Origin of the sequence: Tsukamurella sp. NPDC003166, assembly GCF_040611135.1 — a bacterium.
Classification (GTDB): Bacteria; Actinomycetota; Actinomycetes; order Mycobacteriales; family Mycobacteriaceae; genus Tsukamurella.
The window spans coordinates 228,945-254,800 of the sequence record NZ_JBEXNL010000003.1 but is presented as its reverse complement, the minus strand read 5'-3'; the positions used below and the strand labels follow the sequence as shown (position 1 = coordinate 254,800).

The 25,856-nt window shown below is 70.7% G+C and carries 20 protein-coding genes; 12 read left to right on the top strand and 8 right to left on the bottom strand.

The genetic code is table 11. The annotated features are described in order from the left end of the window. The 6 genes from ABZX10_RS05400 to ABZX10_RS05375 all read left to right on the top strand — a co-directional run bounded on the left by ABZX10_RS05400 (position 1) and on the right by ABZX10_RS05375 (position 6,834). Positions 1-762, top strand: a complete 762-nt coding sequence (locus tag ABZX10_RS05400) for a decaprenylphospho-beta-D-erythro-pentofuranosid-2-ulose 2-reductase (RefSeq protein ID WP_355535394.1) — start codon at positions 1-3, stop codon at positions 760-762. A gap of 44 nt (positions 763-806) precedes the next feature. Next, positions 807-2,690 carry an arabinofuranosyltransferase gene (locus ABZX10_RS05395; protein WP_355535391.1) on the top strand — a complete coding sequence of 628 codons (1,884 nt, stop codon included), beginning with the start codon at positions 807-809 and terminating at the stop codon, positions 2,688-2,690. 3 nt (positions 2,691-2,693) lie between these two features. Next, positions 2,694-3,515 carry an SDR family NAD(P)-dependent oxidoreductase gene (locus ABZX10_RS05390; protein WP_355535388.1) on the top strand — a complete coding sequence of 274 codons (822 nt, stop codon included), beginning with the start codon at positions 2,694-2,696 and terminating at the stop codon, positions 3,513-3,515. Between the two features lie 75 nt (positions 3,516-3,590). After that, complete coding sequence (locus ABZX10_RS05385) at positions 3,591-4,613, top strand: iron-siderophore ABC transporter substrate-binding protein (protein ID WP_355535696.1); 1,023 nt, start codon at positions 3,591-3,593, stop codon at positions 4,611-4,613. Positions 4,614-4,711: 98 nt separating this feature from the next. Next, on the top strand, positions 4,712-6,376 hold the full coding sequence (locus tag ABZX10_RS05380) for a TIGR03767 family metallophosphoesterase (protein ID WP_355535385.1): 1,665 nt from the start codon (positions 4,712-4,714) through the stop codon (positions 6,374-6,376). 98 nt (positions 6,377-6,474) lie between these two features. Next, complete coding sequence (locus tag ABZX10_RS05375) at positions 6,475-6,834, top strand: hypothetical protein (protein ID WP_355535382.1); 360 nt, start codon at positions 6,475-6,477, stop codon at positions 6,832-6,834. Here ABZX10_RS05375 and ABZX10_RS05370 read toward each other — a convergent pair. From ABZX10_RS05370 to ABZX10_RS05360, 3 genes are read right to left on the bottom strand one after another with little or no spacing between them, the layout of a single operon-like run. Continuing rightward, positions 6,831-7,406 carry an energy-coupling factor transporter transmembrane protein EcfT gene (locus tag ABZX10_RS05370; protein ID WP_355535379.1) on the bottom strand — a complete coding sequence of 192 codons (576 nt, stop codon included), beginning with the start codon at positions 7,404-7,406 and terminating at the stop codon, positions 6,831-6,833. The two genes, ABZX10_RS05375 and ABZX10_RS05370, sit on opposite strands and share 4 nt — an antisense overlap. Continuing rightward, a complete protein-coding gene (locus tag ABZX10_RS05365) occupies positions 7,406-8,101 on the bottom strand; it encodes an ABC transporter ATP-binding protein (protein WP_355535376.1) in 696 nt (231 codons plus the stop codon). The genes ABZX10_RS05370 and ABZX10_RS05365 overlap by 1 nt, the downstream gene beginning before the upstream one ends. Further along, a complete protein-coding gene (locus ABZX10_RS05360; protein WP_355535373.1) occupies positions 8,098-8,673 on the bottom strand; it encodes a biotin transporter BioY in 576 nt (191 codons plus the stop codon). Before ABZX10_RS05360 ends, ABZX10_RS05365 begins: the two co-directional genes overlap by 4 nt. Positions 8,674-8,713: 40 nt before the next feature. On the opposite strand from ABZX10_RS05360, the gene ABZX10_RS05355 reads away from it, so the two are divergent. Beyond that, on the top strand, positions 8,714-9,295 hold the full coding sequence (locus tag ABZX10_RS05355; protein ID WP_355535370.1) for a TetR/AcrR family transcriptional regulator C-terminal domain-containing protein: 582 nt from the start codon (positions 8,714-8,716) through the stop codon (positions 9,293-9,295). 43 nt (positions 9,296-9,338) lie between these two features. Here ABZX10_RS05355 and aroQ read toward each other — a convergent pair whose 3' ends face one another. Next, complete coding sequence (gene aroQ / locus ABZX10_RS05350; protein ID WP_355535367.1) at positions 9,339-9,782, bottom strand: type II 3-dehydroquinate dehydratase; 444 nt, start codon at positions 9,780-9,782, stop codon at positions 9,339-9,341. A 210-nt stretch (positions 9,783-9,992) separates the two neighbouring features. Here aroQ and ABZX10_RS05345 point away from each other — a divergent pair, with 210 nt between their 5' ends. After that, entirely contained in the window at positions 9,993-10,307 is a 315-nt protein-coding gene (locus ABZX10_RS05345) for a hypothetical protein (RefSeq protein WP_355535364.1), read from the top strand. A gap of 21 nt (positions 10,308-10,328) precedes the next feature. On the opposite strand, the gene ABZX10_RS05340 is transcribed toward ABZX10_RS05345, so the two are convergent. Both ABZX10_RS05340 and ABZX10_RS05335 read right to left on the bottom strand, forming a co-directional pair. Continuing rightward, entirely contained in the window at positions 10,329-11,381 is a 1,053-nt protein-coding gene (locus ABZX10_RS05340; protein WP_355535361.1) for a hypothetical protein, read from the bottom strand. Then, positions 11,378-11,803 (bottom strand): ImmA/IrrE family metallo-endopeptidase, encoded by a 426-nt coding sequence (locus tag ABZX10_RS05335; RefSeq protein ID WP_355535358.1) that lies wholly within the window; start codon positions 11,801-11,803, stop codon positions 11,378-11,380. The genes ABZX10_RS05340 and ABZX10_RS05335 overlap by 4 nt, the downstream gene beginning before the upstream one ends. A 102-nt stretch (positions 11,804-11,905) precedes the next feature. Here ABZX10_RS05335 and ABZX10_RS05330 point away from each other — a divergent pair, with 102 nt between their 5' ends. The 4 genes from ABZX10_RS05330 to ABZX10_RS05315 all read left to right on the top strand — a co-directional run bounded on the left by ABZX10_RS05330 (position 11,906) and on the right by ABZX10_RS05315 (position 22,516). Beyond that, positions 11,906-15,157, top strand: coding sequence for an arabinosyltransferase domain-containing protein (locus ABZX10_RS05330; RefSeq protein ID WP_355535355.1), 3,252 nt, complete (start codon positions 11,906-11,908; stop codon positions 15,155-15,157). A 110-nt stretch (positions 15,158-15,267) separates the two neighbouring features. Continuing rightward, complete coding sequence (locus ABZX10_RS05325) at positions 15,268-18,669, top strand: arabinosyltransferase domain-containing protein (protein WP_355535352.1); 3,402 nt, start codon at positions 15,268-15,270, stop codon at positions 18,667-18,669. Between the two features lie 9 nt (positions 18,670-18,678). Next, complete coding sequence (locus ABZX10_RS05320; RefSeq protein ID WP_355535349.1) at positions 18,679-21,903, top strand: arabinosyltransferase domain-containing protein; 3,225 nt, start codon at positions 18,679-18,681, stop codon at positions 21,901-21,903. Between the two features lie 28 nt (positions 21,904-21,931). Next, positions 21,932-22,516, top strand: a complete 585-nt coding sequence (locus ABZX10_RS05315; protein ID WP_355535346.1) for a GNAT family N-acetyltransferase — start codon at positions 21,932-21,934, stop codon at positions 22,514-22,516. Between the two features lie 18 nt (positions 22,517-22,534). Here the strand turns inward: ABZX10_RS05315 and ABZX10_RS05310 are convergent, their stop codons facing one another. Then, a complete protein-coding gene (locus tag ABZX10_RS05310; RefSeq protein ID WP_355535343.1) occupies positions 22,535-24,025 on the bottom strand; it encodes a carboxylesterase family protein in 1,491 nt (496 codons plus the stop codon). 9 nt (positions 24,026-24,034) lie between these two features. Next, positions 24,035-25,822 carry a BCCT family transporter gene (locus ABZX10_RS05305; protein ID WP_355535340.1) on the bottom strand — a complete coding sequence of 596 codons (1,788 nt, stop codon included), beginning with the start codon at positions 25,820-25,822 and terminating at the stop codon, positions 24,035-24,037. Positions 25,823-25,856 lie beyond the last annotated feature (34 nt).

Here is a 25,856-nt window from a genome sequence, read left to right as displayed (position 1 = left end):
ATGAAGAACGCCGTCGGCGTCCCCCAGTCCATCCTGCTGCTCGGTGGCACCTCCGAGATCGGCCTCTCCATCGTCGAGGAGTACCTCGCGAAGGGCCCGATCCGTGTCGTGCTCGCCGCGCTGCCGAACGATCCGCTGCGCGAGCAGGCCGTCGCCCAGGTCGAGGCGGCGGGCGCCACCTCGGTCGAGGTCGTCGACTTCGACGCCACCGACTTCGACGGTCATGAGAAGACCATCGACGCCGCCTTCGCGGGCGGCGACATCGACGTCGCGATCGTGGCCTTCGCCCTCGACTTCGACGCCGAGGAGCTGTGGCAGAACCAGCGCAAGGCCGTGCTGCTGGCGCAGGTCAACTACACCGGCGCCGTGTCCGTGGGCGTGCTCCTGGGCCAGAGGATCAAGGAGCAGGGCCACGGCCAGATCATCGCGATGAGCTCGGTGGCGGGCCTGCGGCCCCGCCGCACCAACTTCGTCTACGGCTCCTCCAAGGCCGGCTTCGACGGCTTCTATCTCAACCTGGGCCAGGCGCTCGAGCCCTTCGGCGGCTCCGTCACCGTGGTCCGGCCGGGCATGGTGCGCACCAAGTTCTCCGCGCACGTCAAGGAGGCGCCGCTGACGATCGACAAGGACGTCATCGGTCGCCTCGCCGTCGACGCCGCGATGGCCGGCAAGCGGATCGTCTTCGCCCCCGCACCGTGGGCCTTCGTCAACTTCGGCCTCAAGAACATCCCGCAGCCGATCTTCCGCAAGCTGCCGATCTAGCACGGGCGTGGCCGCTGACGAACCCGCCCATCTAGTCTGACCGCGTGACTGCACCGCGCACCGTCGACGCTCCCGAGGCCCCCGTCCGGGCCCGGGACCTGGCCCTCGACCTCGCCGCCGCCGTGATCCTCGCGGCGGCGGTCGGCGTCGTCGGGTGGCTGGCCATCCGTTCGGTCGACTGGCCCGCCTACAGCAGCTCGAACGTCACGCGGGCCTTCGCCACCGTCGGGCAGGTCGCCGCGATCGCGGTGCTCACCGCCTGCGCGCTCGTCCTGTCCCATGCCCGACGGTGGCCCGCGCGCCTCGCCCGGCTGGTGTCGTTCGCGACGGTCGCTGGATTCGTCACGCTCACCCTGGCGCTGCCACTCGGCGGCACCAAGCTGTACCTCGGCGGCATCTCCGTCGACCAGCAGTTCCGCACCGAGTACCTCACGCGCCTCACGAGCTCACCGCGGCTCGCGGACATGACCTACGCGGACATGCCCCCGCTGTACTCGCCCGGCTGGTTCTGGCTCGGCGGGCGGTTCGCGAGGGCGTTCGGGATGGACGGTTGGGAGGCGTACCAGCCCTGGGCGATCATCTCGCTCGCGGTGGCCGCGGCGATCGCGCTCGCCCTCTGGCTGGCCGTGTGGAGTCCCGCTCGCGCCGTCGCCGCGACGCTCGCAACCACGGTCGCCATGCTGCTCTACGGGTCGTCCGAGCCCTACGGCGCGGCGGTCGCTATCGTGCTTCCGCCCGTGCTGATCATCGCCTGGTACGCGATCCTGCGCGGCCATCGCGGCGCGATCGCGCTGGTCGGCGTGTACCTCGGCGTCGCGGTCTGGTTCTACACGCTCTACCTCGGGGTCGCGGCGTTCGCCGTCGTGCTGATGGGCGTGGTCGCGCTGATCGCCGCGTGGGTGCGCGAGCGCCGGTTCGAGTGGCGTTACCCGGTGCGCGTCGCCGCGATGGGCGTGATCGCCATCGTCATCGGCACGCCCGCCTACGGCCCGTTCCTGTTGCGTGCCGTCCGCGGCGGCACCGACCCCAAGGGGTCGGCCTTCCACTACCTGCCCGAGCAGGGCTCGGTCCTGCCCTTCCCCATGCTGCACTTCTCGCTGCTCGGCGCTCTCGCGCTGACCGGCGTCGTCTGGATCCTGGTGCGCGCCCGGACCTGCCTGCACGCCCAGGCTCTGGGCCTCGCGGTCGGCGGGGTGTACCTGTGGGCGCTGCTGTCGATGGTCGCCGCGCCCGCCGGGACAACGCTGCTCGGCTTCCGCACCGAGCCCGTGCTGCACATCCTGCTCGCCGCCGCGGGCGCACTCGGCGCGGTCTCGCTGGTCGGCTCGCTCGGCGAGGGCTACCCCCGGTACCGGCAGGCCGGAATCGTGCTCGCGGGGCTCGCCGCCGTCGGCGTCGCGCAGACCATCCCCGCGCAGCTGGCCGGGGAGATCGCCGTCGCCTACTCGGACACCGACGGTGACGGGCACCGCGGCGACCGCCGGCCCGCGGGCGCGGAATCGTCGTACAAGGACGTGGACGCGGCGATCCTGGCCGCGACCGGGAAGCCCCGGACCGACACCGTGGTGCTCACCGCCGACTACGGCTTCCTCGCGATCTACCCGTACTGGGGCTTCCAGAACCTCACGTCGAACTACGCGAACCCGCTGGCGCACTTCAGCGCCCGGTCCGCGGCGATCGAATCGTGGGCGAAACTCGATACCCCCGACGAGCTGATCCACGCGCTCGACACCACGCCCTGGCGCGCCCCCACCGCGTTCGTGTTCCGACGGTCCGCCGACGGCCTGTCGCTGCGCCTGGCCGAGGACGTGTACCCGAACGACCCGAACGTGCGCCGGTACACCGTCGTGTTCCCCGAGAAGCTGTTCGAGGACCCCAGATTCGCCGTCACCGAGACGGGCCCGTTCGTCGTGATCGTGAGGAAGTGACCGATGTCGATCTCTCTGCGTGACCTGATGCAGCGCCGGAGCCTGCTGCCCGAGTCGCTCGACAACGTCCTGTCCGGCCCGGGCCGGACGGTCCGCGGCCTGCGGATCGTGGTGACCGGGGCATCGTCGGGCATCGGCCGCGAGGCGGCACTCCAGCTCGCCGGGCGCGGCGCCCACGTGATCGCGGTGGCGCGGCGCGAGCACGAGCTCGAGGAGCTCTGCGCGCTGACCGGCGGCGAGTACCGCGTGTGCGACCTGACGGACTCCGACTCGATCGACGGGCTGCTCACCAATCTGGGCGAGGTGGACGTGCTGATCAACAACGCCGGTCACTCGATCCGGCGGACCATCGCCGATTCCACCGACCGGTTCCACGACTATCAGCGCACGATGAACCTGAATTATTTTGCGGCCGTGCAGCTCTCGATCGGTGTGCTGCCGGGGATGATCGAGCGGGGCCGCGGTCAGATCGTCAACGTGTGCACCTGGGGCCTGCTCGCCAACACCTTTCCCAAGTTCTCCGCCTACGCGGCGTCCAAGAACGCGCTGTCGATCTTCGGGCGGAGCCTGAACGCGGAACGACCGCACCCCGGCGTGCACGCGACCAACGTGTACTTCCCGCTGGTCCGCACCGAGATGATCGCCCCGACGGCCGAGTACTCCGGCGCTTCGGCCCTCGAGCCGGACGAGGCCGGGCGGTGGCTCGTCCGGGCGGTGACGCACCAGCCGGTCGAGGTCTCGCCCGCCGCGCTGCGCGCGCTGCTCCCTGTCGTCGACCTGTTCTCGCCCGCGACGACGGACCGCACCATCGCGTCGCTGACCTGACATCGGGCTCTTGGCGGTCACCCGGAGCAACTTTGATATGCCTCACCTAAATGGTCCGCTAGGATTCCGCAGGTGATGACACGATCCCTCGCCCGGCGACTCGCGCCCGCAGTCGTCCTGCTGGCCGCCACCGTCGGCATCAGCTCCTGCTCGAACTCGAACGACGACGCCAAGAACTCGGGCAACACCGAGGTCGCGACCGGCGGCGAACGGTTCGGCACGGCCGACGCGGAGACCGCCAAACTGGGCACCGACGCCGCGCCCGGCGTGTTCCCCCGCACCATCAAGCACGCGCGCGGCGTCACCGAAATCCCGAAGAAGCCGGAGCGCATCGTCGTGCTCGACAGCGGCGAGCTCGACTCCGTGATCACGCTCGGCATCAAGCCGGTCGGCATGGTCGTCACCGACGGCGCCAGCCCCATCCCGACCTACCTCGCCGACAAGGTGCAGGGCGTCGAGACCGTGGGCAAGAACACCACGCTCAACCTCGAGGCCATCGCCAAGCTCAAGCCCGACCTGATCCTCGGCAGCCAGCTGCGGGTCGACAAGCAGTACGAGCAGCTCTCGGCGATCGCGCCGACCGTCTTCTCCATCCGCCCCGGCTTCCCATGGAAGGAGAACTTCCGCCTCATCGGCGCCGCGGTCGGCGAGGAGCAGAAGGCGAAGGACGCGCTGAACTCCTACGCCGACAACGCCAAGGCGCTCAGCGCGCGCTTCACCGGCGCCAAGCCGACCATCTCCCTCGTGCGATTCATGCCGAACCGGCTGCGCCTGTACGGCAACAAGTCGCTGATCGGCGTGATCCTGCAGGACGCGGCGCTGCCACGCGCGGGCAAGCAGGGCATCGACGAGCTCGCCACCGAGATCTCGCTGGAGAACATCTCCCAGGCCGACGGCGACTACATCTTCTACTCCAGCTACGGCAAGCCGGAGAACACCGGCGAGACCGCGGCGCTGGCGAATCCCGGCTGGTCGCAGCTGAGCGGCGTGCAGAAGGGCAAGGCCTTCCGCGTGGACGACGACGTCTGGTACCTCGGCCTCGGTCCGACCGGCGCCAATCTCATCGTCAAGCAACTGGGCGAGTACCTGGCGAAGTAGGCGGCACTGCGCCCGGCACGCAGCCGCCGCCGAGCGATCACCAATGTTACGCGTGTTGTTCATGTGTCTCATGAGACGTGGGGTTAGGGTCTCTACTCATGACCACACGCCGGGGATTCCTGCGCGCGGGCGCCGCCGCCGCGCTCGCCACCGCCGCCGCGGCCGCCACCGGCCGGATCGCGCACGCACTGCCGGGCACCACCGTCTCCGCGAACATCTCCGGCACCACCCTCGAGCGGGTGAGCGTGCCCGGTGCGGCCCGGTCCGGCGGGTACCGCCCGCTGGTCGACGGTGCCGGCTGGCCCCTGTACGTCCGGCAGGAACTCGCGACCGCGGGCGGTGCGCGCGAGGCCACGCGCGCTCCGCTCGCCGCCTTCGTGCAGCTGACCGACATGCACATCGTCGATGCGCAGAGCCCCGCGCGGTTCGAGTTCATCCACCCGTTCCAGGGGCCGGCCTTCCGCCCGCAGGAGACGCTCACCACGCAGGGCGCGGTGTCGCTCGTCGAACGGATCAACGCGCTGCGGTCCGGCCCCTTCACGGGGCGCCCGTTCGACTGCGTGATCACCACCGGCGACAACACCGACAACCGTGAGCTCGCCGAGCTCAACTGGTTCCAGACGGTGCTCTCGGGCGGCACGATCGTGCCGAACACCGGCGCCCCCGACCGCTTCGAGGGGCTCCAGGCGCACGGCGCGGCTCTCTACTGGCAGTCCGAGTCGCCGTACTGGGACACGTACAAGGACAAGGGCTTCCAGCAGATCCCCGGTTTCCTCCGGGCAGCCATCGGTGTCCACACCAGTCCGGGCCTGACGATGCCCTGGTACGCCGTCGTCGGCAACCACGACGACGGCCTGCTCGGCACGCTGCCCAACGGCATCGCCGACTGGCTCTACCTGTCGCCGGTCAAGTTCGATATCCCGCACACCGACCCCGCGGCCCTCGCGATAGCCCGCGCGATCACCACCGACCCGTCGCAGCTCGGCCCGATGCTCGCGCAGCTCAAGCTGTCCGGACCGGTCATCCCGGCCACCGTCGACCTCAAGCGCTCTCCGTTCAGCCCCCGCGAGTTCGTGCGCCGCCACTTCGACCCCGCCGTCACCGGGCCCGGCCCCGTGGGACACGGCTTCGCCAGTCCCGACGGGCCGACCTGGTACACCTTCCAACTCGCGCCGGGCGTGCTGGGGATCTCGCTCGACACGACGAACAACCTAGGGTTGGCCGACGGGTCGATCGGCGAGCGGCAGCTCGCGTGGCTGGTCGCACAGCTCACGGCGCACCCGGACCAGCTCGTGATCGTGTTCAGCCACCACACCTCGAAGACCATGGGCGCGAAGCTGGCCGACCCCGAGGAGCCCGGCGAGAAGCAGTACGACGGCGGCGTGGTCGTGAAGACGCTGACGGACCATCCGAACGTGATCGCGTGGGTCAACGGCCACACCCACAAGAACGAGATGATCGCGCACACCGGCCCCACGCCGAAGCAGAGCTTCTGGGAGATCAACACCGCCAGCCACGTCGACTTCCCGCAGTTGGCCCGGATCATCGAGGTCGCCGACAACCGCGACGGCACGCTGAGCCTGTTCACCCCGCTGATCGAAGCCGCGAGCCCGGCCACGGCGAACCCGTCGGACCTCAGCGCGAAGGGCCTGGCCAGCCTCTACCGCGAGCTGGCCTACAACGACGTCCACCGCGACGACGCGCTCCTCGGCGCCGCCGCCGACCGCAACTGCGAGCTGCTCCTCACCCACCCGCTGCGCTGACGCGGGCGCCGCCGGTGACGTCCCCCACGCCGCGTCGACGTCGCCCACGCCGCGTTTCGACCGGGCGAAGGATCCGCGGCGCGTGCGATGCTGAACGCATGCAGGGGTCTGAGTCCGCCGTCCTCCATCACGTCAGTTCCACGACGAACCGCGCGTCGATCGCGGCCCACGGCCTCGACGTGCGCCGCATGGGTGCCGCGCGCGGCATCGCGGGGAGCCGACGCCCCGAGCAAGACGGCTGCTTCCTCGCTCTCGACGAACACGAGGTGCGATGGTTCGTCCGCATGAACAACACCGGTGGGCCCGTCGACGTCTGGGCCGTCCACGGCGTCGATCGCTCGACCCTCGTGCTCTCGCCCCAGAACCACTACTACGTGCCCTCGGCGATTCCCGCGTCCCGGCTCACGCTCGTCCATGCGGGGATCTCGCCGGGCGACTGGGACGGCGAGACGGGCTAGAGGCCGCGAGCGGCGAGGGCCTCGCCGAGCAGGTCCGCGTCGCGGATCAGGCGGACCAGCACCGTCGGGAGGACGCGGACAAGGGAGGCGCGCTGCCCGCGCGCCCAGGCCGCCTCGCGGGTCTGCCGGACGACGGCGATCACGGTCGGGATGGAACGGATCGTGAGCGCCACGAGGAGTTCCACGCGCCAGCCGAGGACCCGCCCCGCGAGCGCCGCGAGGTCGCTCGCGCGGGTGGTGAAGACGAGCAGGTTGCCCGCCAGGACGCCCACCACGAGCTGCCCGACGGGGCCGACCGCGGCCCGGGCACCGTCGGCGACGCCCTGGCTGACCAGGTAGAAGACGGTGAGCACCACGGCGAACAGCAGCGCCGGGCGCAGGGCCCGCCACAGGTGCACGGGCCGCAGCCGCGCGAGCGGGAAGAGGGCGGCCACGACCACCGCCGACACCGCGAGCGGCACTGGGCGCGGCACGATGGCCAGGAACGTGACGAGCGCCAGCATCGCCAGCAGCTTCGCCGCCGCGGGGGTGCGGTGCAGCGGGGAGTCGCGCGGAACGTAGCGGCCCAGCATCAGCGCGCGGCCAGCTCGCGATAGAAGGCGATCGCGTCGGCGGGGGCCGCGTCGTGGACCACGGCACCGTCGTCCATGACGAGCACACGGTCGAAGTCCTCGAGCATGCCCAGGTGATGCGTCAGGAGGATCACCTGCTGTTCCAGCGCGGCGAGCCGGTCCCGGACCTTGAGTACGTTGCGCAGGTCGAGCAACGTCGTGGGCTCGTCGCACACGAGGATCTCCGGCTCGGTGACCAGCACCGAGGCGAAGGCGAGCATCTGCTTCTGTCCGGAGCTGAGCAGTTGCGCCGGCGCGTCGAGATGGTCGGCCAGGCCGAACTCGCCGAGGATCTCCGCAGCGCGACGCGAGACCTCGGCACCGTCGGGGCCACGGCGCCGGGAGCGACCCGGCGGGCGCAGGGACAGGGCGACGTCCTCGGCGGGCGTGGGCATGACGATCTGCGCGGACGCGTCGGCGAACATGAAGCCCACCTTCCGGCGCACCTCGGACCGCTTCGCGCGGACGTCCAGGCCCAGGGTCTCGACGGTGCCGCGATCGGGGACGACGAGGCCGTTGAAGGTGCGGGCCAGCGTCGACTTGCCGGAGCCGTTGGCGCCGATGATGCCGATCCGCCGCTCCGACAGCACCGCGGTGATGCCCCTGAGCACCGGGCGGTCGTCGAAGGCGTGGTGGACGTCGTCGAGGCGGATCATCGTCGGCCGGGCGCCCGCCTCGCGATGGCCGGGTAGGCCCGCACCACGGTGACCACGACCAGCGCGGTGATGACGACCTTGATCAGGTCGCCGGGCACGAACTGGAACCCCAGCGTGAGCTTGGCGAACAGGCCCGAGCCGGTGCGCCACCCGAGCCAGGGCAGGCCGACGGCGTAGACGATCACCATGAGTCCGATGACGTTCGCGATACCGATCAGGATCGGGTTGGTGCGGCCCCACGTGTCGACGAGCCACCCCGTCACCAGGGCCCCGACGATGCCGCCGATCAGGAAGCCGCCGGTCGGTCCGGTGAGCACGGCGAGCCCGCCCCGGCCGCCGGCGCCGATGGGCAGGCCGACCACGATGAGCAGCACGTACAGCGCCACCGATGCGCCGCCCCAGGGAAATCCGAGGAGCGAGGCCGCGAGCATGAACCCCAGCGTCTGCAGGGTGATGGGCGCGATGCCGCTGATCGTCACGGTGGGCATCGCCAGGACCGCGGTGAGGGCGGTGAAAACGGCGATCAGGGCGAGGTCGCGCGGCGTGGCGCGATAGGTGGCGGCGTTGAACACGGTTCAAGAAGTATCGGGGCGCTCGGCTAGAGTCAAGTCCGTGGCCATCAACCGATCGGACGTGCTGACCTCCGCGATCGGCGTCCTCGACCGGTCGGGACTGCCGGACCTGACGATGCGTCGGGTGGCGGCCGATCTGGGCGTCGCGCCGGGCGCACTCTACTGGCACATCCCCAACAAGCAGTCGCTCCTCGCCGGCATCGCCGACACCATCCTCGCCGACCCGTCGCTGGCGGCCGCCGCCTCCAAGTCGCGGATGCGGTGGGACCGTCAGCTGACCGGCTACGCACACGCCCTGCGGTCCGTCCTGCGCAAGCACCGCGACGGCGCCGAGGTCGTGTCCGCATCGCTGGCCTCGCAACTGGGCGCCAGCAACCTGCAGTCGCAGATCGCCGAGATCGCGGTCTCCGCGGGCGCCGGCGCGGCGGACGCGAACGCCGTCGCGCTGGCCCTCACCCACTTCGTCGTCGGCTTCACCTTCGAGGAGCAGACCCGCGAGGCAATGGCCCTCGCGGGCGCCGCCGCGGGCGAGCTGGACCGGACCGCGACCGACCGCGCCTTCGCGGGCGGTGTCGACCTCATCGTCGACGGCCTGCGCGCCCGCGTCGCCGCACCGGACTGAACCGGGCACCGTCGGCCCGGGACCGCCCCGTGAACGAGCTCCGCTACGCGGACAGGTCGACCGCGCGGTCCACGGCGTAGCCGTAGCCGGCCAGTCCGAACCCCGCGATCACGCCGGACGCGATCGGCGAGACATAGGAGTGGTGCCGGAAGGACTCGCGGGCGTGGACGTTGGAGATGTGCACCTCGACGACGGGGACCTCGGGAATCACCAGCGCATCGGCGACCGCGACGGAGGTGTGCGTCCACGCCGCGGGATTGATCACGATCGCAGCGAAGTCGCGGTTCCGCGCGACGTCGTGGATCCAGCCGATCAGCTCCGCCTCGTCGTTGGTCTGCCGGACATCGACCTCGGCGCCACGGGCCGTGGCCGTGCGCGTGCAAAGATCCACGACATCGGCGTACGAATTCTTCCCGTACACCTCCGGCTGGCGCACTCCCAGCATGTTCAGGTTCGGTCCGTTGAGCACCAGAATGCGAGGTCCCATGAGCTGAGAGCCTAGTCGTCCCGAGCACTTCGGAATTGAGATCGTTGTCCCACGGTGTGCGCATCCGACCCGTGGATCATGTAATGTTCGACGTATTCGCAATCTGGAAGGGAGGGCCTGATGACTACATTCGCGGCCAAATTGAACCGACTTTTCGAAGTCGTACACCCCGCAGACCGAGGGCCCTACACCTCCTCGGAGTTCTGCAGGATGGTCGAGGAGGGCGGCGGCAAGCTGTCGGTGCCGTACCTGTCGCAGCTGCGCTCGGGCCGGAGCTCGCGCCCCGCGTACGACATGGTCGCGTCGATCGCGCAGACCTTCGGCGTGCGCGCGGAGTACTTCTCCGACCCGCTGTACGAGCGCGAGATCCTCGCCGACCTCGAACTGACGCGGGAGCTCCGCGAGTCGGGGATGCTCGAGATGGCGCGTCGCTCGACCAAGCTGTCGGCGGACCGTCGTGCTGCGCTCACCGGCCTGCTCGCAGAGCTCGAGGCGGAAGACGGAACGGAGGGCACGGCCGGCTAGGTCGTTCCCGGCATCGAGGGCTCAGCGCACCCGCTCCAACAGGGGCGATGGGGTGTGCTGGGTCCTTTTCGTCACTGCGGCGGTCCAGCGTGCCGTCCGCCAGCCCGACGGTGGCTCGAGATCGACCGCGTGCACCGAACCGTAGGGCGCAGTCCGGTCCAGCCAGCGGGCCACCGCGGCGGCCCGCTCGGACGGGGCCGCGTCCGCGAGCATGCCGGCGCCGGGGCTCGCGAGCATCGCCCAGCCGTCGAGCACGACGACCGCCCGCGCCTCGGCCGTCTCGATCCATCCACCGCCGGGACGCACCACCGCCTCGAGGTCCGGGAACAGGTCGGTGACCTGCTCGTAGGCCGAACGGAACCGTAACCACTCCCGGGCGGCGATGAGCATGGACGCCAGCCACGAGGCCATCAGCACCAGCGTCCAACTCGCGAAGCCGGCGTCGAGCATGAACCGGTTGAGCCGGAGCACCCACACGCCCACCTGCACCCGTTGCAGCAGGAATCCGCCCGCGATCACGTTCGCGACCGCCACCACCGCCAGGATCACGCCGCCCAATGCCAGGATCCGCAGCTGGAGGCGATGGACACGGGTGCGCTTGGACACCCGCCACGCGGCGACCGCCACGATCAACGAGGTCACCCCCAGGCACGTGTAGACGAGCGCGGTCTCGACCGCGAGACCGAACTCCCGGCCGAAGCCGAGCCCCGTCGGATCCCCGAGGCGGCCCAGCACGCTCCCCGTACCGATCACCACTCCGACGACGACGAGCGGCAGCGCCCACGCCGTGATCCTGGCGCGGGTGAGCACCCCGTCGAGCGCGAACGCGAACACGAGCGCGCCCAAGCAGGCCACGAGCAGCAGCATCCGCTGAATCGTGACCATTTCCAGCTCGTCGATCCCCCCGCCGATCATCCAGCCCCGGACGACGGGCGTGTCGATGGTGACCATCACCGCCAGCGCGATCGCGGTCAGAAGGGCCCCGCCGGCGGGGGAATTCCGGTTGGTCCGCCACCTGCTGAACCTCTCCAGCGCGCCGAGCCAGAGGATCGGCGCGACGAGCGAGGCGATCATCCGAGCAGCTCGTCGACCACGGAGTCGACGCGGGTGAGCGTGTGTCCCGCCTTGACGCGGCGTACCAGCAGCGTCGCGAAGGACTCCGCCTCCTCCTCGCGCTTGGCGGCCCGGCCACTGTCCGGATCGGCGGAGCAGCCCGCGTCGTGGCCCAGTACGAGGTGCCCGAGCTCGTGGGCCAGGGTCTGCTCGAACGTCGCGACGCCCGTCGATACGACCAGCAGGTCGCGCTCGTCCGACCGCAACCACATGCCGAACACCCCGACCGGCATCGTCATCCGCTGCACGTCGATCCGTCGACCCAGGTGGTCGGCGTAGGCGGCGACCACCTCGGCGATGGTGACGGGGCCCGAACCGGACGACGGGGTGACCGCACGCACGACGGAGCGCACGGCCCTCGTCGGTCGGTCGGATCCCCTCATGCACGAAACGATACGTCGGTTCGCCGGTTCGTTGTACACCAAGCGGTCGGTAGTGATCCGTCACTGAGAATCCACGAGGTCGCGGGCGTCTAGACTCGCGGAGTGCCCGAACCGTCCGCCCCGGCCCGCGCGGCCCGTACGACAGCCCGGACCGCCGCGATCACCGGCGTCCTCGGCGTGCTGTTCGCGCTGCTCACGCCGTTCATGCCGGTGCAGCAGACCACCGCGGCCCTCGATTGGCCGCAGAGCGGCTCCCTGGACTCGGTGGCCGCGCCACTCGTCTCCTACGTCCCTGATCGGGTCACCGTCTCGGTGCCCTGCGCCGCGGCGGCCGAGCTGCCCGGCGGGACCGGCACCCTGGTCGCGACCGGCCCCGTCGACTCGCCGGACACTCTTCGACGGGGCCTCTCCATCGCGGTCAACACACTGCCGGACCAGCGTCGCCTACTGGAGGTGGTGGTCCGCAACACCCCCCTGCTGACCGTCGACGTGGCGGCGCTCGCCGCGCCGAACTGCGGCGCTGTCGTCTTCATGGGTGATTCGAAGACGGTGAAGGCCGAGGTCGCGGGGATCAAGGGACCGGACGGACAACCGATCCGCGGCAGCAAGGACAACGGCTTCGACTACCGCCCGCAGATCGTCGGCGTGTTCACGAGCCTGCACGGCGCGGTCGCCGACGCCACGAGAATTCAATTTCACGCGGACATCGACACCCGCTACTCGACGGTGCCCACCCCCGCCCGGTGGGTGGTGATCGTGCTCGCCGTCGCGCTGATCCTGGCGAGCCTGGTCGCGCTGCACCGGCTGGACGTCGCCGCGGACGGCCGACGGCACCGTCGGGTCCTGCCGGACGGCTGGTGGCGGCCCACCAGGATCGACAGCACCGTCATCGCCCTGCTCGTGACCTGGCACGTGATCGGCGCGAACACCTCCGACGACGGCTACATCCTGACGATGGCGAGGACGGCGAGCGAGGCGGGCTACACGGCCAACTACTACCGCTGGTACGGCGCGCCGGAGACCCCGTTCGGCTGGTACTACCAGGCCTTCGCGTGGCTCGCGCACTTCTCGACGGCGAGTCCCTGGGTCCGGCTGCCCGCCCTGATCTGCGGCATCGCGACCTGGCTCATCGTCAGCCGAGAGGTCGTCCCGCGCCTCGGCCGCGCGGCGCGGTCGCGGTTCGCGCTGTGGGCCGCCGGCGGCGTGTTCCTGGTGTACTGGTTCGCCTTCAACAACGGCCTGCGTCCGGAACCCGTCATCGCGCTGGGCGCGCTACTGACGTGGTGCTCGGTCGAGCGGGCGATCGCCACCGGCCGGGTGCTGCCCTTCGCCGCCGCCGCCGGCATCGCGGGCTGGACCGTCGCCGCCGGTCCGACGGGCGTCATGACGGTCGCGGCGCTGCTCGCCGGGGTACGCCCGGTGGGTCGGCGCATCCTCGCGCAGGCCCGCAGCGGCCGGCTCGACCGCCGCCTCGTGGTCACGGCGTACGTGGCGCCCGTGCTGGCGGGCGGCGTCCTCCTGGTGCCCATCATCTTCTCCAAACTCACCGCTTCGGCCTTCGTGGCCAAGACCTTCATGCAGTCCGCCGTGGGCACCGTCGTCGACACCAAGAAGTGGTACAACGAGATCGACCGGTACTCGGCCCTGTTCACGTTCACGGCCGACGGCGGCGTCGCCCGACGGTTCGCGGTCCTCGTCACCGTCCTCTGCCTGCTGCTCGCGGGCGCGGTGCTGCTGCGCAAGGGCCGCATTCCGGGCGCGAGCCTCGGCCCCGGCCGACGCCTCCTCGCGGTCACCTTCGGCGGCCTGCTGCTGCTGATGTTCACCCCGACCAAGTGGACGCACCAGTTCGGCGCGTTCGCCGGGCTCGCGGGCGCGCTCGCGGCCGTGACGGCGATCGCCATCGCGCCGGCGGCGATGCGGAGCCCCCGCAACCGCGCACTCACCGCGGCCGCGGTCTTCCTCGTCCTGGGGCTGTCCTTCAGCGGCCCGAACGGCTGGTGGTACGCCAGCAACTACGGCGTGCCCTGGGGGGAGTCGACGGTGCTCGCGCTCGGCGGGATCTTCTTCGCGGGGTGCGGTGTGTCCGTGCTGGCCGCGGGCTGGATCCACTTCCACGAGCCCCAGCCCGCGCCGGTGCCGGGTCTCGTGCGACGCGCCATCGGCGTCGCCGGCCGGCAGTCGCCGCTCACCTGGGCCGCGGGTGCGGTCGTCGTGTTGTGCATCGGCTCGATGGTGGCGACGACGACGCTCACGCAGTTCTCGTCCTTCTCCAACGGCAAGGCGAACCTGCAGGCCCTCGCTGGCAAGGAGTGCAACCTCGCCGACTTCGTGCTCACCGAGCCGGACCCCACGTCCGGCCTGCTGCTCCCGCTGGACGGGAACACGCGGGACGGGCTTGCCGGGCCCGGCACCACCGGTGTCTCGCCCGACGGGGTGCCCACCATCATCAACGCCACCACCAGCTCGAACACCGACGACTCCAGCACCTCGCTCGACGCGATGGCGCGACTCCCCCAGGACACGACCTCGGGTCGCACGGCGACCGCCGGGATCAACGGCTCGCACATGCGGCTGCCCTACGGCCTGGACCCTGCGCGGACCCCGGTTCTGGGCTCGTACTCACAGGAGTCGCAGTCGATGGCGAAGATCGTCTCGAAGTGGTACCCGCTGCCGTCCGCCGCTGCGGATCAGTCGCTGATCACCCTGTCCGCGGCCGGCCGCTTCACCGACGACGAGCTGTACCTCGAGTACACGACCGATCCCACCGGGCCGGGCGCGCAACCGAAGGTCACCGGGAAGAAGGCCCTCATCGACATCGGTCCCAAGCCCGCCTGGCGGAACCTGCGGCTCCCGCGCACCGACCTCCCCGCCGATGTCACGGCGATCCGGGTGGTCGCCGTCGACGACGACCTGGCCATCGACCACTGGCTGGCGGTGACGCCGCCGCGGGTGTCCAAGCTCGTCACCGCGCAGCAACTGATCGGCTCCACCGAGCCGGTGCTGCTGGACTGGACATCGGGGCTGGCGTTCCCGTGCCAGCGCCCGTTCACCCACCGCAACGGGGTCGCCGAGGTGCCGCAGTGGCGGATCACGCCGGACCAGAACCTGTCGCCGGTGACCACGGAGTGGGAGGGCACCCTCGGCGGCGGCCCGCTCGGGTGGACCCAGATGCTGCTCCAGCAGGAGAAGGTCCCCGCCTACCTCCGGGGGGACCTGGGACAGGACTTCGGCGACGTGATGCGGCTCGTGCCGTACTCGCAGGCTCGTGCGGCGGATCTCACACTGGGGACTCGCACCGTCTGGGGGACGCACGTCGAGGCGCCGATCCGCAAGGACAAGACGGATTCCTGACCGCGTTTCCTGACCTGCGGCATCGCACCGACTGAGAATCCGGTAAGCGACGGGCCGAACACCGGCGGGCGAATCGGTTCTCACGGCCGACTCGAATACCATGAGCACCCGTGCCCGTGCCTACGTCCCGCTCCGAGTCGGAGCCCGCGCAGCGGCCCACCGTCGGCGATGGCCCTCGCGGCATCGCCGTCGCCCGCATCGCCGCGGTCGTCGCCGGCGCTGTCGGCCTGCTGCTGTGCCTGCTGACCCCCCTCCTGCCCGTCCAGCAGACCACCGCCTCGCTGGACTGGCCGCAGCTGCAGCCCGCCGCGCAGAGCGCGAACACGACCGCCTCCCTCGTCTCGCAGTCCCCCGCGGACCTCACGGCGACGGTGCCGTGCTCGGTGATCGCGCGCGCCGCACAGTCCGGCGGCACTGTGCTCTCGACGCTGCCCGTCGGCACCGGCCCGGCCCGTGACCTGGGGCTGACGGTCACCGTCGGGGCCCCCGGTCCCGGACAATCGGTGACGGTGGCCTCCCGCAACACCGTGATCACCGCCGCCCTGATCGACCGGGCGCGCGCGTGCTCGCAGCTCCGGGTCTGGTCGAACCCCACCGAGGTGGGGGCGCGGTTCGACGGCACCGACATCGCCGGCACCGTTCCGACCGAGCACCGGCCCGTGATGGGCGGTGTGTTCACCTCGCTGAGCCCGGCGGACGTCGCCGCGGCCGGCCCCGGCCTGCGCCTGCACGCCGAGGTCGACACCCGGTTCGAGCTGCATCCCGCGCCCCTCAAGGCCGTTGCGATGACGGTCGGCCTGCTGTGCGTGATCGCCTCTCTGGTCGCGCTGTGGCTCCTGGACCGGAGCTTCGGCTACCACCGCCGGACCCCGCGCCGCTCGCTGTGGCAGCTCGTCCGGCCCCGCCCGGTCGACGTGGCCGTGATCGGCGGCCTCCTTCTGTGGACTTTCTTGGGCGCCGGGAGCTCCGACGACGGCTACATCCTGTCGATGGGCAAGGTGGCCCCCGAGGCCGGTTACACCGCGAACTACTACCGCTTCTTCGGCGCCCCGGAAGCGCCCTTCGACTGGTACTACTCGTTCCTCTCGCACTGGGGATCGGTCTCGTCGAACGCCCTCTGGATGCGGCTGCCGATGCTCGCCGCGGGCGCCGTCGTCTGGCTGCTGCTCAGCCGCGTGCTGCTGCCCCGCCTCGGCCCGGCGGTCCGGCGCTACCCGCTGGCCGTGTGGGCGGCCGCCGCGATGCTGCTGGCGTTCTGGTTCCCGCTCGCGTCGGGCCTGCGCTCGGAGCCGATCATCGTGCTCGGCACGATCGTCACCTGGGCCGCCGTGGAGCGGGCCGTCGCAACACACCGCGCGCTGCCGGCCGCGATCGCGACCCTGGCGACGGGCCTCACGCTGGGCCTCGCGCCGCAGGGCGTCATCGCCGCAGCGTTGCTGCTGGCCTCGTCGGCCGCGGTGCTACGGGTCCTGATCGCCCGGCGGCGCGAGGCCGGCCTCACGGCGCTCGTCCTGCCGATCGTCGCGGCAGGCGCGGTGATCGTGCCGATCGCTTTCCGCGACCAGTCGCTCGCTTCGGTAGCAGAGGCCATCCGCATCCGCCTCGAGGTGGGCCCGGCCGCGCCGTGGACGCAGGAGTACCTGCGCTTCTTCTTCCTCACGGTGAACACCAACGACGGCTCGCTGGTCCGCCGCGTGCCGGTCTACCTCTTCGTCATGTGCCTGTTCGTGGCACTGTTCATGATGCTGCGCGGCAGGCGCATCCCGCGCATCGCGCCGGGCCCCGTGTGGCGCCTCGTCGGCGCGGTGTTCATCGGCGCGGCGCTGCTGTCTCTCACGCCCACCAAGTGGACGGTTCACTTCGGGGTGTACGCCGGGCTCGCCGCCGCCCTCGCCGCGGTGACGACGGTGGCCGTGGTCGAGGCCGCGCGCACCTCCGTCCGGAACTTCACCTTCTTCCTCTGCGGCATGATCTTCGCGCTGGCCGCGGCCTTCGCCGGGTACAACCTGTGGGCGTGGCCGTACCTGTGGGGCGTGCCCTGGTTCGACCGCCAGCCGGAGCTCGCCGGCATCACCTTCAGCGGGGCGCTGCTGATCCTGGCGGGCCTGACCGGGGCACTGGCGGCGTGGCAGCACTTCCGGATGGACTTCCGCCGGCGTGGCGAGGGCGGCCTGGTCGAGGACGGCACCGTCGACGATGCCGCGCTCGAGGATGCCGATCTCGCCACCCACACCCGCGCAGATCACGACCAGGCGGTGCGCAGCCGCCGGCGCCTGCAGCTGGCCTCGCTGCCGCTGGTCGTCGTGCTCGGCATGCTCGTCCTCGGCGAGGGTGCGATCTTCGCCAAGGCGATGGTCTCCAATCCGTCGACGTACACCGTCGCGAAGGGCGATCTCGACGCGCTGCGCGGCGACAGCTGCGGCATGGCGAACAAGGTCCTCGTGGAGACCGAGCCCAACGCCGACATGCTGACCTCCGCCGACGGCCGCCCCGCCGCACAGGCGCTCGTCGGGGCGGGATCGCACGGATTCACGCCCGACGGTGTCGCGAACGAGCTCAAGCCGCTCCCGATCAGCTCCGCGCCGGGCCAGATCAACATGGCATCGCCGATCACGCAGCCCTTCACCTCCACCGCGGCGACCGCCGGGACCGGCGGCGGCCAGGGCCCGAAGACCATCAACGGCAGCACGGCCGCACTCCCCTACGGCCTGGACCCCGCGCGCACCCCGGTGGTCGGCTCCTACGGGCAGAACACCGTGCCCGCCGAGCTGTTCAGCGACTGGTACACGCTCCCGTCGCGCTCCGCGGACCGGCCGCTGGTCTCGTTCGCGGCGTCGGGCTCGATCGCGTCGGTCGGCCCGACGGGCAAGAAGGAGTACGGCCAGCCGGTGAATCTGGAGTGGGCGGAGCGCCGCGCGGACGGCTCGCTCGGCGCCCGCGGATCGCTGGATCCGATCGATCCCGGGCCGAACAAGCCCTGGCGCAATCTGCGATTCCCGATGGCGGACATCCCGGCTGCCGCGAACGTCGTCCGCATCCACGTGCGCGACCCGAACCTCGGCGCGCAGGACTGGGTGGCCGTGACGCCGCCGCGCGTGCCGCGGCTGCGCACGCTCCAGGAGGTCGTCGGCAGTTCGGACCCGGTGCTGCTGGATCTGCTCGTGGGCCAACAGTTCCCGTGCCAGCGCCCGATGGCGATCCGACACGGTGTGTATGAGCTCCCGAAGTGGCGCATCCTGCCGACGCGCAAGGACGCTCTGTCGACGTCGTCAACGTGGCAGGCGCGCGAGGCCGGAGGCCCACTGACGGTGCCCGACACGCTCCTGAGCACGACGACCCTGCCCACGTACATGGCCGGCGACCTCGCCCGCGACTGGGGTGACCTGCAGAAGTACACGCCCATCGCCGACGACGCCCCCGCGGCCGCCCTGACGATCGGCAGTCGGACGCGATCCGGTTGGTGGCGCCAGGGCCCGATCCGGGCGCTGACGAACCAGACCGTGAAGAACTAGGAACGTCTCATGACAAGCGAGAACTCGACCGTCCCGCCGGAGCGCCGCTACGGGACCTGGCGCATCGTCGCCGCGGTCGCGGGCGTACTGGGATTCGTCCTGGCGATCCTGATCCCCTTCCTGCCGGTGAAGGAGACGACCACCGCGGTGCACTGGCCGCAGAACGGCCGCGTGAGCGATATCGACGCGCCGCTGGTCTCGTACACACCGGTCCGGCTCGACGTGTCACTGCCGTGCTCTCTGGTGAACGAACTACCCGCGCAGGGCGGGACGCTCCTGCGCACACTGCCGGAAGACGGTCCGCGGTCCGGCCGGCAGGGGCTGGTGATCCGCGCGGACGCGAAGGACGTCATCGTCGCCGACCGCGACGTGGCCCTCGCGACCGCGAGCCGGGCGGATGTCGCCCGCGCCGGCGCGGGCTGCGCCATCGGATTCGTCTCGACGCCCGAATCGACGATCGCGCGGTTCACCGATATGCCCGCGGGCGCGCAGACCTCGAACCAGCTGTCCAACACCGTCGCCGACCCGAATCTGCGGCCGCAGATCACCGGCTTCTACACCGATCTGCCGGCGTCCACCCCGGTCGCCGGCATCGATGTCACGACCCAGGTGGACACGCGGTTCAACACGTCGCCGTCCACACTGAAGCTGATCGCGATCTTCGTGGGCATCGCGTCGACGATCCTGTCGCTCGTGGCGCTGGGCTTCCTCGATCTGCGCGACGGCCGCGGTCACGTCCGGATCATGCCACCGGGTTGGCTGCGCCCCCGTCCGGTGGACTTCACCGTGATCGCGGCGCTCGGCATCTGGTGGTTGATCGGGCCGAACACGTCCGACGACGGCTACCAGCTGACGATGGCAACGCAGGCCGGTCACAGCGGCTACATGATCAACTACTTCCGGAGCTTCGGCGTGCCGGAGAACCCGTTCGGCTGGAACGACTACCTGTTCACGCTGATCTCGCATGTCACCACCGCGGCACCGGCCATGCGGCTCCCCGGCCTCGTGATGGGCCTGCTGACCTGGCTGGTCATCTCCCGCGAGATGATTCCGCGGCTCGGCCGCGCCGTGCGCAACAACCCCGCCGCGATGTGGGCGGGCGCGGGCGGCTTCCTGCTGATCTGGCTGCCGCTCAACAACGGCCTGCGGCCCGAGCCCGCGGTGGTGTTCTTCTCGCTGCTCACCTGGGTCTCGGTGGAGCGCACCATCGCCACCGGTCGACTGCTCCCGGTGGCCATCGCGGTGCCCTGCGCCGCGCTGAGCCTGGGCGCGGCGCCGGGCGGCCTGATCGCCGTGGCGGCGCTGCTCGCCGCGTCCCGGCAGATCGTCACGCGCATCGTCAAGCGCCGCAAGCGGGACGGGCTGCTTCCGCTGGTCGCGCCGATCCTCGCCTCGGGCACGGCGTACCTGTTCTACGCCTTCTTCAGCCCCACCTACGCCTCTCTGCGCGAGGCGATCTCGGTCAAGGGGGTCACCGGCCCGACACTGCAGTGGTACGAGGAGGGCGTCCGCTACTACTACCTGATGCTCGAGACCGAGGACGGCTCGCTGGTGCGCCGCATCGGCGTGCTGACGGCCTTCCTGTGCCTGCTCACCGTTCTCGTGTTCATGCTGCGCCGCAAGCGCCCTGCGGGCATCGCGTCGGGCCCGGTGTGGCGGCTCATGGCCGTCTTCTTCGCGACGATCGTGCTGCTCGCCTTCACCCCCACCAAGTGGACGCACCACCTCGGCCTGTTCGCCGGCTACGCGGCCGGCATCGCGGCCGTCGCGGCCACGCTCACGATGACGCCGATGATGCGCTCCAAGCGCAATCGCGTGTTCTTCGCCGCCGCGGCGCTGTTCATCGTCGGGATCTCGTTCGCCGCCCGCATCGGCTACTACTGGGTGGGCACCTACGGCATTCCGTGGAACACCATGCCGCCGCAGCTGTTCGGGCTGCAGCTCTCCTGGGTGTTCTTCGCCGCGGCGATCCTCACCGCGCTGTACGGGCTGTGGCTGCACTACCGCCGCGACTACGCACCGGAGCCGACGAGGCCCGGCGGCCGCGCTATCCCCACGCTGGCGATCCTCACCATGCTCATGGTGCTGCTCGACATCGGCACGATGGCGAAGGGCGCCTACACCCAGCGCGGGAGCTTCTCCTGGACGGCATCCAACACCCGTGCGCTACAGGGTGATACGTGCTCGATGGCGGACTACGTCCTCGTCGAGGGCGACCCGAACGCCGGCCAGCTCAGGCCCGCTCCGCGACCCGACGGTTCCGTGCCCACCGCCGCGCAGGCGCTCGCCGGCCGGTCGTCGGGGTTCACCCCCACGGGCGTCCCGAGTTGGGTGTCACCAGTGCTGTCGAACCCCGGCCACAACACCGATGCCACCAACCAGGACGTGCCGGAGACGGTGGGCGGCAAGCGCGATCCGGATTACCGGACCGATGGCGTGCCGCTCCCGTTCGGCCTGAACCCCGCGACCACGCCGGTCCTCGGGTCCGGCGGCGCCACGGGCCTGGCGAACCTCACCACCGACTGGTACACGCTCGGCACCGTCACCGATCGCACACCGCTGATCACGCTGTCCGTCGCGGGTCCCGTCTCCGCGACCGGGTTGAACGGGATCAAGCGGGACGGCCGCACCCTCTACCTGGAGGCCGGGCACCGCTCGGCGAACGGAACGGTGCAGCCGCTGGGGCGGATGGATCCGATCGACGCGTGGACCAACAACAACTGGCGGAACCTGCGATTCCCCACCGCCGATCTGCCCCGGGGCACCGATACCGTGCGCGTGGTGATCGACGACCGGGTGCCGTCGCCGGACCCCGTCGTGCTGACTCCGCCGCGCCTGCCGGCCATGAAGACGGCGCAGGAGTTCCTGGGCCGGGACACGGTGGTCTCGCTGGACTTCATGGTGGCCTTCGCGTTCCCGTGCCAGCACCAGGTGCGGGCGATCAACGGCGTCTTCGAGCGCCCCGAGTACCGCATCTCACCCGACTACCTCGCGACCATCAACACGTCGAACACGTGGCAGGGATGGAAGACGGGCGGCCCGCTCGGCGTCACCGATGCGGTGTACCACGAGCAGGTCGTTCCGACCTATCTACGGGGCAAGTGGGCCATGGACTGGGGCACGTTGACGAAGTTCACGCCATGGACGCCCGCGGAGCCCGCGCAGCTGGAGATCGGCTCGACGACGCGCAGCGGCTGGTACACGCCCGGACCGATGCGCTCGGCCCCGTACTGATCCGCCCGGCGGGCGTACCGTCGGAGGTATGGATCCACTCACCGGACACCGTATCGAGGACGTCACCCGGCGCACGCTGCGGGCGTCGTTCGGGGTGCTCGCCCGCGCGTTCGCCGACGATCCGGTACTGCGGTGGGTCCAGCCGCGCCGTGGTCGCGACGCGGCGGTCTTCGCCGGGATCTACATCGCCGCCCACGGGGCACCCGGCACCGGCCATCTCCTGTTCGACGGTGCCGTCCCCGTCGGCGCGGCGTACTGGGACCCGCCCGGCTACGAGCCGCCCATGGCGCGCCAGGTCGCGTCGCTGCCCGTCCTGATCGGCGGGATCACCACCGGGCTGCGCCGCGGGGCGCGGCTGGTGCACGCGCTCGAGGAGCGCAGACCGACGGAACCGCACTGGTACCTCGCCTCGCTGGGCGCGGTGACCCCGGGCCACGGGATCGGTTCCGCACTGTTGCGCCACGGCCTCGACAAGGTCTCGGGGCCGGCCTACCTGGAGTCGAGCAATCCGCGCAACGTGCCGCTGTACCGGCGCTTCGGGTTCGAGCCCCTCGCGCCGATCCGGTTGCCCGGCGGCCCGGATCTCATCCCGATGTTCCGGCCCACGCAGTAGCGCTCGAGCCGGTACAGGTCAGCGCACGCCCTCCCACACCGCCATGATCGCCGCATCCGGGTCGACCTCGAGCGGCCCATCGCCGCCGAACACCCGCACCTGGCGACCGTCCGCGTACGGCGCCCATCCCGGATCCTCGCCGCGCGCGAAGCGCACCCAGGCGCCGTGCATCTCGTCGGCGAGCGCCTGCGGCGGATTCGGTCCCGTGAGAGCCGTCGCCGAGGCCCGCTGCAGCGTGTCGAACACGAAGGGCAGTTCGACGGCGTGCGTCGCGCCGAGCCTCCCCTGCAGCGCCGTGGACCGGAAGTCGAAGCGGTACACGAAGGTGTCCGACGGTGCGCCGTCCCGCGCCTCTGCAAGGCGGTTGGCCGGCACGGTGAAGGTGCGGTCCTCGAGCAGCAGCATGAACAGCTCGCCGGGCGTCCGCGCCCCGCGGGCCCGGTAGGCCTCGACGGCCGCCCGGGGATCGGGGAAGCCGTAGAGCGCGGCAGCGCCGAGCGCCGCGGGTTCGGGAACGTGATCGATCACGCCACCGGGGACGATGAACAGACGCCCCTCCTCGAGGTTCCGCCCGATCAGCATCCGGACACCGGAACCGGTTCCGCCGCGGAGGGACTCGATCGGGAGCACCGGCAGCACATCGTCCCCCACGGTGGGCTCCCACGCCATGGTGTCGGCGACGACCTCGCCCCAGCGGCCGGGATCGGGCTGAGCGGCGATCTCCGCGGAGAGAGCCTTGGAGGCGGCCACCACGTCGAGGATCGGCACGGCGCCGAGCGCCTCCCGGGTGGGTTCGACGCCGAGCTTCGCGGCGAGCGCGCGAGCGACCGTCTGCGCGGTACTGCGGCGCAGGCCGTGGTGCCCGGCACCGCTCTCCAGGATCACCTGGGTGAACAACCCGTGCGCCAGAGGCGAACTCAGCAACGACGCCACGCTCATCGCACCCGCGGACTCACCCATGATCGTCACTCGCGACGGATCTCCGCCGAACGCGGCGACGTTGTCCTGCACCCAGTGCAGCGCCTGGATCTGGTCCCGCAGGCCGACATTGGTGTGATCGTCACCGAGGTCGAGGAAGCCGAGGGCGCCGAGGCGGTAGTTGATCGAGACGAACACCAGGCCGTCCCGGGCGAAGGCGGCACCGTCGTAGGTGGGGATCCGCGCGGTGCCGGCCCGGAACGCGCCGCCGTGGATCCACACCACGACCGGCGCGCTCCCGGCGATGTCCGGGCTCCAGACATTGAGATTCAGGCACTCCGCGCCCGGGAAGTCCGGCTCGTCCGCGAGGACCTCGTTGATCGGGGGGTCGTAGGCGGCCTTGGGCACCGTCGGCCCGAACTCCGTGGCGTCGCGCTCCCCGTCCCACGGCTCCGGCGGCGTGGCGGGCAGGAACCAGCCGGCACCGTCGAGCGGGGCGGCGTAGGGCACGCCCAGGAACCGGGCCACACCCCGCTCGACGGTGCCGCGCACGCGGCCGGAACGGGTCTCTGCGGTGACGAAGGCGGTCATGCCTCCTGTCTACCGGGCGAGTTCCTCCTTCGGATCGGTTTCGATCGCCTTCGGATCGATGTCGATCGGACCGGAATGGTCGGCGTCGTAGGCCTCGACGGTGACCAGTTCCCCGGTGTGCGGCGGGTGGTACAGGTCCTCGGGGACCTCGCCGTCGGAGTAGACGGGCAGGTCGTCCGAGGGCAGCACATCGGTGCTGTCGTCGGTGACGGCGAGGGTGTTGGCGTGCCAGCGCATGCGCTCACCGAGCTCCTCGCGGTGTGTGCGCTCCGCGACGATCAGCGGGTCGTGCCAGAGGTCCATCATCAGCGCCACGCACATGCCGATCATCACCACCAGGAAGGGTGCCGCCGCGATGATCGCCATCTGTTTGATACCGGTGAGGGCGTCGTCGCCGCTGACCCAGAGCAACAGGGCCGCAACGGTTCCGGTGAGCATCCCCCAGAAGATGGTGATCAACCGATTCGGCTCCTCCGCGCCGCGCTGGGACAGGGTGCCCATGACGATGGACGCGGAGTCGGCTCCCGAGACGAAGAAGATCCCGACCAGCAGGACCACGAGGAACGCCGTGATCGTCGGCCACGGGAGGTGGCCGAGCGAGTCGAAGAGCAGCACCTCCTCGTTCTCCGCCTTGCTGACCGCGAGGCCCGCCTGTTCCTGGTGGATCGCGGTGCCGCCGAAGATGGCGAACCACACCAGCGAGACCAGGGTCGGCACGCACATGACGCCGATGACGAACTCACGGATGGTGCGCCCACGCGAGATCTTGGCGAGGAACAACCCGACGAAGGGGGTCCAACTGACCCACCACGCCCAGTAGAAGATGCTCCAGGTGGCGAGCCACTTGCCGGCGTCGGGCTCGTTGGCGGCGGAGCGCGCGGACATGTCCATGAAGTCGGCGAAGTACGCGCCGATCGAGGTGGGCAGCAGGTTCAGGATGAACACGGTGGGACCCACCACGAAGACGAACACCGCGAGGATCAGGGCGAGCACCATGTTGGTGTTCGACAGCCACTGAATGCCTTTGGCGATGCCCGAGACGGCGGACGCCACGAACGCGAGGGTGAGGATCGCGATGATGCCGACGAGCAGCAGTTTGCTCGACCCGTCGTCGGCCCAGCCCAGGCGCTCGAGTCCGGCGCCCACCTGCGCAGCGCCGAGGCCGAGCGACGCGGTGGTGCCGAACAGCGTGGCGAAGATGGCCAGGATGTCGATGATCCGGCCGCCGACGCCGTGCCCGCCGGTGCGATTGAAGATCGGCGCGAACACCGAGCTGATCAGCTGGCTGCGCCCGCACCGGTAGGTGCTGTACGCGATCGCGAGGCCGACCACGGCGTAGATGGCCCACGGGTGGAAACCCCAGTGGAACATGGTGGTCGCCATCGCGACGGCCACGTCGTGGCTGTTCATGCCGGGCGGGGCCCCGACGAAGTGGGCGATCGGTTCCGCTGCCCCGAAGAACATCAGGCCGATGCCCATGCCGGCGCTGAACATCATCGCGATCCACGAAACGGTCTTGTACTCGGGCTTCTCGCCGTCCCGGCCCAATGGAATGCGGCCGAATCGGGAGAGGGCGAGGAAGGCGGCGAAGAGGACGAAGAAGCTGGCGGCGATGAGGAACAGCCAGCCCAGGTCCGTGATGATCCAATTGAGGACATCGGAGGTCGTCGTCTTCAACCCATCCGAATCCAGGAAACCCCAGAGGACGAACGCCAGAACAGCAGCGGCCGTCACGCCGAACACGACCCAGTCGGTCGTCCGGCGATGGTCTCCTGTCTTATTAGTTACAGTAGCCATGATCCCACTAGATCACAGTGGCCATGGCACCGGT